6 protein-coding genes are annotated in these 6,224 nt (G+C 41.7%); 5 read left to right on the forward strand and 1 reads right to left on the reverse strand.

The features are described from left to right. Positions 1–145: 145 nt before the first annotated feature. From deoC to I8748_RS07365, 5 genes are all read left to right on the forward strand, one after another. Positions 146–826: a deoxyribose-phosphate aldolase gene (gene deoC, locus I8748_RS07345; RefSeq protein WP_198123991.1), complete on the forward strand. Its 681-nt coding sequence runs from the start codon at positions 146–148 to the stop codon at positions 824–826. Positions 827–926: 100 nt separating this feature from the next. Then, positions 927–1,850 carry a DNA repair protein RecO gene (gene recO / locus I8748_RS07350; RefSeq protein ID WP_198123992.1) on the forward strand — a complete coding sequence of 308 codons (924 nt, stop codon included), beginning with the start codon at positions 927–929 and terminating at the stop codon, positions 1,848–1,850. Beyond that, positions 1,837–3,468: an MFS transporter gene (locus I8748_RS07355; protein ID WP_404800285.1), complete on the forward strand. Its 1,632-nt coding sequence runs from the start codon at positions 1,837–1,839 to the stop codon at positions 3,466–3,468. Before recO ends, I8748_RS07355 begins: the two co-directional genes overlap by 14 nt. Before the next feature lie 525 nt (positions 3,469–3,993). Beyond that, positions 3,994–5,145 (forward strand): glycosyltransferase family 4 protein, encoded by a 1,152-nt coding sequence (locus I8748_RS07360; protein ID WP_198123994.1) that lies wholly within the window; start codon positions 3,994–3,996, stop codon positions 5,143–5,145. Positions 5,146–5,207: 62 nt separating this feature from the next. Continuing rightward, positions 5,208–5,543 carry a hypothetical protein gene (locus tag I8748_RS07365; protein ID WP_198123995.1) on the forward strand — a complete coding sequence of 112 codons (336 nt, stop codon included), beginning with the start codon at positions 5,208–5,210 and terminating at the stop codon, positions 5,541–5,543. A 122-nt stretch (positions 5,544–5,665) separates the two neighbouring features. On the opposite strand, the gene I8748_RS07370 is transcribed toward I8748_RS07365, so the two are convergent. After that, positions 5,666–6,224 (reverse strand): peptidase (locus tag I8748_RS07370; RefSeq protein ID WP_225896347.1); only part of this gene is annotated, 559 nt, incomplete at its 5' end.

Genomic DNA, 6,224 nt, shown 5'->3' on the forward strand with positions numbered 1-6,224 from the left:
TTGCCAAGTCAACCTATAAGACTATGCCAGAAGCCTGTTTTCGGGATAAACTCGTAATAAATCTGGTTTAGATGGTTTAATATATATATAAGAAATGTTTTAATTTTTTATAAAGTTTAATAATCAATCCTTGGTAAGAGAAACGATGGCAGCAGACTATCCAGATATTGATATTGCGCCATTTATAGATCACGCCCTATTAACGCCAACGGCCACCCCAGAGCAAGTTGAGCAATGGTGTGAAGAAGCAGACAGATTTCATTTTGCGGCGGTTTGCTTGTATCCCGCTTATGTCAAGCAAGCAGCAGAACTCCTCCACGGCAAGAACCCAAAAGTCTGTACGGTGATTGGTTTTCCTAGTGGAGCAACGACTTCAGCAGTCAAGCTTTATGAAGCTCAAGAAGCAGTGGAAAATGGAGCTACTGAGTTGGATGTAGTCATCAATTTAGGCTGGTTAAAAGTTGGTAAAACTGAGCAAGTTCACCGAGAGATTGCCACAATTTGCGAAGAGACAGGGCAAACAGTCAAGGTGATTTTAGAAACTAACCTGCTGACGGATGCTGAGAAAAAATTAGCTGCGGAAATATCTATGGATGCAGGGGCAGCTTTTTTGAAAACCAGTACAGGCTGGAATGGTGGTGCTACTGTGGCAGATGTGCGGCTTTTGAAGGAAGTGGCACGAGAAAGGGTGGGAATCAAAGCTTCAGGGGGTATCCGCACACTAAATCAAGCTTTTGACTTGATTCTAGCGGGTGCTACTAGATTAGGCACGTCTCGCGGCATTGATTTGATCCGTCAGCGCGATAACCTGGAAAAGGGTGAATAGTCAGTTGTCAGGTGTCAGTTGTCAGTTGTCAGTTGTCCTAACTAATGACTAATGACTAATGACTAATGACTAATGACTAATGACTAATGACTAATGACTCATGAGTAGAACCTATAAAGCAACTGGAATTAATCTCAAAAGCCAAGCACTGGGAGAATCGGACAGGATAGTGACAATTTTGACACGCGAATTTGGTTTGATTCGAGCAGTTGCTCCAGGATCGCGCAAGCACAACTCCAGCCTTGGCGGTAGGAGTGGGATGTTTGTAGTAAATGAACTGCTGATTGCTAAAGGGCGATCGCTTGATAAAATTACTCAAGCACAAACATTAAAAACTTATCCAGGTCTAGCTAAAGATTTGGGAAAGCTCTCTGCTGGGCAGTATTTAGCAGAAATAGTACTGTGTCAAGCTTTGAGCGAACAACCCCAAGAAGAACTTTATGAGTTATTCAATGAACATCTCCATAGGTTAGAAGCATTACCTAGCACAGAGACATTTGGTATTTATGCACATCTAGCTCATGGAGTATTTCACCTGTTAGCTTTAGCAGGACTAACACCTCAAGTACAAGTCTGTTGCCTGACTCAGCAACCCCTACGACCGGATCTAAAAGACCCTAACTGGCAAGTAGGATTTAGTATCCCCGCAGGTGGTATGGTTTCCTTAGATGCTTGGGAACGCTTGCGAAGAGAGGGGAGAATTGGCACAGATAGGGAAAATTCAAAACTCACCCAATTACCTAATCACCCAATCACAGAATCGCCCCAAATATCTAGTTACCAAACAGTTGCCCACAGGCAAGAAATACCAGTGATTTCTGGTCGCCTGAGTGCTACAGAACTAGCTATGTTCCAACAGCTCTCACAACCAGAGATAATGCAAATAAATGCAGCCAAAGATGATGGCTGGTTATCTGTTGAGCAGATTTTGCGCCAGTATGCTCAATATCATTTAGGTCGCCCCATTCGCTCTGCTACCTTGATAGACTCTTATTTTGCTGCCAACCATGATGCAACCGTCTGATTTGGATACAAAAATCCTGCCTTTGTCACCAAGCCACGCCAGAAAACAGAATAGGGCATCAGCTCCTACAGTTACAAATCACCTTAGTGCTGTTCCCAAATCTACACCTAGTCCAATGAACCGTCATGAAATGTCTTCACCAGACGTTTCTAACGAGCAACATCGGACATTGGAAATACCTAAAAGTGATGTGTCAAGGCAATGCGAAAAACAAGCCGACAAGCAATTAACCACTGCTGAAGCAAATAGCAATGGGCAATTGCGAGTATCAAATACCACAGGTAAAGAGCCAGCACAATTAGATGCATCTGGTGAAGGTGGAAAAGCATCAGGAAATGTCAAACAGTATGGATTTTTACCCGTATTAAAAAATCCTAATTTTCTGGCTCTTTGGGGTGGTCAAGTTTTTTGCCAACTGGCAGATAAAGTGTATTTAGTGCTGATGATTGCCTTAATTAACACTCAATTTCAGGGCAGTAATCAAAGCATTAGTGGTTGGGTATCAGCATTGATGATGGCCTTCACTATTCCCGCTGTGCTGTTCGGTTCTCTGGCTGGTGTGTTTGTGGATCGCTGGTCGAAAAAGGCTGTATTAGTGGCAACAAATGCTTGGCGTGGCATCTTGGTGTTGGCAATTCCCTTTTTGTTGTGGTTAACTCATGATTGGCAACCCATAGGAATGTTGCCGGTGGGTTTTGTGATTATTTTGGGTGTGACTTTTTTAGTTTCCACACTGACGCAGTTTTTTGCACCAGCAGAACAGGCGGCAATTCCTTTAGTGGTGGAAGAACAGCATTTACTCTCGGCTAATTCTCTTTACACAACAACGATGATGGCATCGGTGATTGTTGGGTTTGCCGTTGGAGAACCGTTGTTAGCGATCGCGGATCAACTTTGGCTGCAAGTTGTTGGTAATAATGGTTTGGGCAAAGAAATTTTAGTGGGTGGCAGTTATGCGATCGCTGGCATAATTTTATTACTGTTAGTGACTCACGAAAAACGCCACGATGAGAACACAGAATTTCCTCACGTTTTCTCTGATTTACGCGATGGTTTCGGCTACCTCAAAGCCAATCATCAAGTCCGCAATGCTTTACTGCAACTAATTATTTTGTTCTCTGTCTTTGCGGCATTAACTGTTTTGGCCGTTCGTATGGCAGAAATAATTCCTAACTTAAAAGCTTCCCAATTTGGATTTTTATTAGCAGCTGGTGGTGTTGGCATTGCTGGAGGAGCAACAATTCTCGGCCAGTTCGGTCAGCGCTTTTCCTATACGCAATTAAGCCTTTGTGGTTGTGTAGGTATGGCAGCATCTCTGATTGGACTTTCTATATTTACCACACAATTATGGCTTGTCCTACTGTTGATCACATTGTTGGGTATCTTTGGCGCATTAGTCGGTATTCCTATGCAGACTGCAATCCAAACAGAAACCCCAGCAGAAATGCGGGGTAAAGTTTTTGGTTTGCAAAATAATGTGATTAATATTGCTCTTTCTTTGCCTTTAGCCTTGGCAGGTGTAGCAGAAACCTTTGTGGGATTACAAGCTGTGTTTTTGGGATTGGCTGCGATCGTCTTTTCAGGAACGATATTAACTTGGTATAACTCCCGTGAGTAATATCAAATCATAAAATTTATTATGTAATTCCTAATTGCTAATTTGTAATTTTTGGGTTTCAGACCTCCACCATCATAAAGAAAGACTTAGATCAGTGGGCATTATAACCTGCTGATAATTGCCACTTCGTGACAGTGACGGGTACGTAGGGGTTTCTCAAAATGAGCAACTGTTGTCCTAGTTACTTGATTGAATCAAGAGGTTGACACTATTACTCATTTACTTAAAGTTTTTGCTTTCGTGGTAAACTTAAGCCAGAAAAATTTATGATAAACTTGCTGGCTGTTAATTTGATAGAAACCAGAAAAAGTTGTTATCAATGTATGGCCATAAGCAAGTCATTACTTTAGGCTAAATAAGCCGCAAATGCACTAATTGTATTAGTGCGAAATTTCGCTTTTTTGATTGGTTAGGCGGAATTTTATAGTCAATAAAAATTCAGGAAGTGCAACGAGATAAAAGATAAACAATCAAGGATACGAAACTGTATAAATAAAACCTGCTTTTCTCAATAGCTAATAAAGAATGCGTATAGCCTGGATCGGAAAAAAATCGCCCTTTTGTGGTAACGTTACTTACAGTCGGGAAGTTACAAATGCTTTGCTAGACCGGGGGCATGAAGTTAGCTTTCTTCACTTTGCTCAAGAAGAATCTGAATCCGGTAACTGGCCAAATCTTCAAGAAGTTCCCCTACCTTTTATTTATAAGTCTCAGGTCTACACAATTCCGACTTTCAAAGCGACCAAGGTCTTAACACAGTCGCTGCGACGCATTAAACCAGATGTAGTCCATGCCTCTTTAACTCTGTCTCCTCTTGATTTTGTTCTACCGGAAATCTGTGAAGAACTAAATTTGCCTCTAATTGCCACTTTCCACACACCATTTGCAGGTAAGGGGGCAAAACTGATATCGGGGACACAACTTTTGGCTTATCAACTCTACGCGCCTTTTTTGGGTAACTACGATCGCGTGATTGTATTTTCCCAAATTCAGCGAGAATTATTGGCGCGTATGGGTGTAAAAGAAGAAAATATTGCTGTGATTCCCAACGGTGTAGATACTGTCAAATATTCTCCTGGGCCTTCTACAATCAAAGCAGAATTCCAAGCTGAGCGCTTGTTTGTCTACCAAGGTCGCATAGCCCCAGAAAAAAACGTAGAACCCCTACTACGTGCTTGGAAGCAGTCAGAAATGGCACCAGGTAGTAAGTTGTTGATTGTGGGCGATGGCCCTTTAAAGCCATCTTTAGAACCATTTTATGATTGGGAATACAACATTACTTGGTTGGGATTTGTTGCTGATGAAGACCGCCGTATCGAAATTTTACGTGGCGCGGATGTATTTATTTTGCCTTCATTGGTAGAGGGTTTATCGTTGTCTTTGTTAGAAGCAATGGCTTGTGGATTGGCTTGTTTAGCCACTGATGTGGGTGCAGATGGCGAAGTATTGGAAAAAGGAGCAGGGGTAGTTTTAAATACAAAGACGGTGCGATCGCAGTTAAAAACCCTTTTGCCATTATTCCAAGATCATCCTGAGTTAACTACTGTACTGGGGCAAAAAGCTAGAAACCGCGTGTTAGAACGGTATACCCTCAGCAATAATATTACTTCGTTGGAAGAATTGTATCGACAAGTTTTAGCACAGCGACGACCTGTAAGACTAAGTTGGGGGGCGTAGGTAAAAGTAAAAAGTAAGGGTAATTTTGGCTAGTATTCTAGTTACGCGATGATTTGCGACTTATGAATACAGATACATCTTTGAGCGACAACCAAAAACCCCAATTTTCTCAGCACTTACAAAGCTTGTTTCAAATGCATCGAGAAGACTTGGAGAATATCATTCAGACTTTGGCACGTATTACTAATCTTTCTGAGGAACAAATCAAACCTCATTTGGATACGATGCTCAAGCAACTCGTGAACAAACAACACAAGCGCCCCTTCTATGAAACTGCAACGCCTGATGAGTGGGTAAAAGCTTTTCGTGAATGGGCTGCAAGTCATCACCATAACGTGCCACCCCTTTCAGATTATGCTGTCAGTAGACAGAGTATGTATGAAGATGAGGAACTATAGATTCAGGTGTTACTTCATTTAATCTGAATTTATATTCGTTATATTCGTTATTCATAAGCCCCTAATTTATATGTTTTACCTTGGTTATGAAAAAAGTCGGCAGTTTCCAATTTAGATTTTACTTAATCAATCTTTTGATTATCTACCAAAGCCCAGCCTAAACTAGTTGGCTGTTCATAAACCCGCTTCAAAGTATTCACATCTCTAGCAGAAATAGGCGGTGGGTTGCGAACTTGGGAAAAGTATAAAGCATCAGTTTGCAACGGACTATGCCCCCAAATTCCTAAAGCGTGGCCGAATTCATGACGCACGGCTGCGGTGAGATAATTACCTGTCTGGCTGGGACTCAATAAAATAGTGAAGCGGTGCAATAAAATGTTGTTGCTAGTGTATAACTCGTAAGTGGTTTGTGCAGAACGCGCACGGGTGATTTTGCTACCCGGAGAAATTTGTAGAGGTGGGGCTTTTCGCAAAATCTTAATATCAGCAACTTCTGGCTGTGCAACTACCATCAAAGGTAAATAAGCATTCCACTCTTGCACAGCCGACAAGACGCTATTAACCCATGCTTCAGCCTGCTTTTCGCTGATTGTTTTTGGTGGTTCTACGTAAACTCGAATGGGAAATTTTGACCAAATTAAATAACCCACTTGAGTTTTTTGAACTTCAGAAAAATAATCA

The organism is Amazonocrinis nigriterrae CENA67 (assembly GCF_016056305.1).
GTDB classification, from domain to species: Bacteria; Cyanobacteriota; Cyanobacteriia; order Cyanobacteriales; family Nostocaceae; genus Amazonocrinis; species Amazonocrinis nigriterrae.

Excerpts from the sequence above, each read along its gene's own strand:
- deoC (WP_198123991.1), top strand. The coding sequence starts at position 146 with ATGGCAGCAGACTATCCAGATATTGATATTGCGCCATTTATAGATCAC.
- recO (WP_198123992.1), top strand. The coding sequence starts at position 927 with ATGAGTAGAACCTATAAAGCAACTGGAATTAATCTCAAAAGCCAAGCA.
- I8748_RS07355 (WP_404800285.1), top strand. The coding sequence starts at position 1,837 with ATGCAACCGTCTGATTTGGATACAAAAATCCTGCCTTTGTCACCAAGC.
- I8748_RS07360 (WP_198123994.1), top strand. The coding sequence starts at position 3,994 with ATGCGTATAGCCTGGATCGGAAAAAAATCGCCCTTTTGTGGTAACGTT.
- I8748_RS07365 (WP_198123995.1), top strand. The coding sequence starts at position 5,208 with ATGAATACAGATACATCTTTGAGCGACAACCAAAAACCCCAATTTTCT.